We start from the raw sequence: 2354 nt of genomic DNA, 5'->3' as shown, positions 1-2354 counted from the left end.
CGGTGAAATTCATATTTCAGAGCGCAATGGGAAAATCGAAATTTCAATTCGTTTGAACCTTCAACGATTTTTCTTTGTTTCATTCCTTTTTCTCATGGCCATTGTAGTAACGATCATGCTTGCGCCAGTAGAATATGCCAGTACAATATCGTTTTTGTTTGCGGTGCTTTTATTAATCAGGATAATAAAACTTATTATTACACCCAGAAGCATTGCCGATTATGTGATGAAGATGGTCGCAGGCGAAATATAAATATTGCTGCTTAATTGAGGCTGCCACTTTTTTCATTGTTGAATGAACATCAAACAGGGGATATTCATTGGTTAGTATGAATAAGTGTGAAAAACTATGGAATTATCGCTTGCTATTCTGCTTTTTGCGCTTTCGGCAGTCATAATTGCCGTTGTAGGCACCTGGTTGACAAGAGCTGCTGATCAGCTGGCAGATCTTACAGGACTGGGTGAAGCTATGTTTGGTGCCATTTTTCTGGGCGGTGCCACATCTCTACCCGGAATTGTGACTTCTGTGGTTGCTGCAATTCAGGGGCATCCACAATTGGCTGTCAGTAACGCCATTGGAGGAATAGCAGCACAAACGCTGTTCTTGTCTATTGCCGATATTACCTACCGCAAGATCAATTTGGAACACGCTGCAGCTTCGTTTGCCAATTTAATGCAGGGACTGTTGCTTATAGGGTTACTCTCTTTTGTGATTATTGGTATGACCGGCCCTGAAATCACTGTTTTCCATGTGCATCCCTTTTCTATTGTAATGGTTGGGATATATATTGCAGGATCAAAAATGATATCCAGGGCAAAAGACTGGCCAATGTGGACTCCACGTGTGACATCGGCCACTGTGCAGGATGCTCCGGATCAGGATAACATAGAAAAACTGAATTTGAAAAGCGTTATCCTGAAGTTCGTGATATCTGCAATTGTAGTGGCTTTAGCCGGATTTACAATAGCTCAGACAGGCATTACTATTGCAGCTAAAACCGGATTATCAGAGACGCTTGTGGGGGTATTATTTACAGCTATAGCCACATCATTCCCGGAGCTGATAGTTGCCATCTCTGCTGTAAGACAAAAAGCTTTGACTTTATCAGTGGGCAATATTATTGGGGGTAATACTTTCGATGTTTTATTCATTGCCTTTGCCGATTTGGCCTATGGAAAAGGAAGTATCCTCCACGCTATTGCATCGGAACAGATTTTTATTATGGCAGTTACCATGTTAATGACCAGTACGCTAATTCTTGGACTCTTACACCGTGAGCGGAAGGGGTTTGCAAAAATTGGTTGGGAGAGCCTCATGATTATTTTGATTTACTTTGCTGGGAATGCCATTTTACTGTTCTTCTTTTAATCTTAAGTACTTGTTGATAGAAACAATAACATTTTTACATGTTTCTTGTTGGAAAAGTATTGTACAGTCTATAACTAAGTTTTATAATAGTTTCCTTATCCATGGCCTGATCATTGACCAGTTTTAATTGTTCTATTAGAAAGTTTATAAAATCTTAGGTAATATGGAAAAGCAACGATTTAAAGCATACGTGATTGAAGAGAAAGACGGTAATTTTATTGGTGAGATAAAAACAAAGCAACTCGAGGAATTGCCGGAGGGCGACCTTTTAATAAAAGTTTACTATTCATCGTTGAACTATAAAGATGCCTTGTCGGCTTCAGGCAATAAAGGCGTAACGAAAAACTACCCGCACACGCCGGGAATCGACGCGGTAGGAAAGGTTGTGCAATCTAATAATGCTGATTTTAAGCCGGATGATGAGGTTATTGTAACAAGCTATGATCTTGGAATGAATACCGATGGGGGGTTTGGTCAATACATTCGTGTGCCTTCAGCATGGGCCGTTCGTTTGCCTGAAAATATGTCCATGAAAGAGGCTATGATGTATGGAACAGCAGGCCTCACAGCTGGCATGTCTGTATATCGACTTAAAGCGTCGGTGGAGCCTGAAGATGGGAAAATTATAGTGTCAGGCGCTACCGGAGGAGTGGGGTCAATGAGTGTGGCTATTTTGAGCAAACTCGGATACAATGTTGCAGCTATTACGGGTAAGGCCTCTGAGCATGAATACTTGCATAGATTAGGAGCCACAGAAATCATCGACCGCAATGAATTCGGGCAAGCTGAAAAGAAACCAATGACTAAAGCGCAGTTTGCAGGTGGTATTGATACTGTTGGAGGTGTAATTTTAGAAAATATTATAAAATCAACCGTGCCAATGGGTGTGATAACTGCCTGTGGAAATGTTGGGTCACCCAAAATTGAATTGACCGTATTTCCATTTATTTTGCGGGGAGTGACATTAATTGGTATTGATTCGCAA

The 2354-nt window shown here is 41.0% G+C and carries 3 protein-coding genes; all 3 read left to right on the top strand.

The window, feature by feature from the left end; translation table 11 throughout:
- Positions 1-253: hypothetical protein (locus VJ937_RS07315; protein WP_324066246.1), on the top strand; the 253-nt coding region annotated here is incomplete at its 5' end.
- 96 nt (positions 254-349) lie between these two features.
- Complete coding sequence (locus VJ937_RS07310) at positions 350-1369, top strand: hypothetical protein (protein ID WP_324066245.1); 1020 nt, start codon at positions 350-352, stop codon at positions 1367-1369.
- 163 nt (positions 1370-1532) lie between these two features.
- A partial coding sequence (locus tag VJ937_RS07305; RefSeq protein WP_324066244.1) for a YhdH/YhfP family quinone oxidoreductase occupies positions 1533-2354 on the top strand: 822 nt, incomplete at its 3' end.

This window comes from Salinivirga sp. (genome assembly GCF_035268865.1).
In the GTDB taxonomy this organism is placed as follows: Bacteria; Bacteroidota; Bacteroidia; order Bacteroidales; family Salinivirgaceae; genus Salinivirga.
The sequence above is the reverse complement of the archived record's forward strand: the minus strand, read 5'-3'. Positions and strand labels throughout refer to the sequence as shown.

Coding starts and splice junctions, on each gene's coding strand:
- VJ937_RS07310 (WP_324066245.1), top strand. CDS start 350: ATGGAATTATCGCTTGCTATTCTGCTTTTTGCGCTTTCGGCAGTCATA.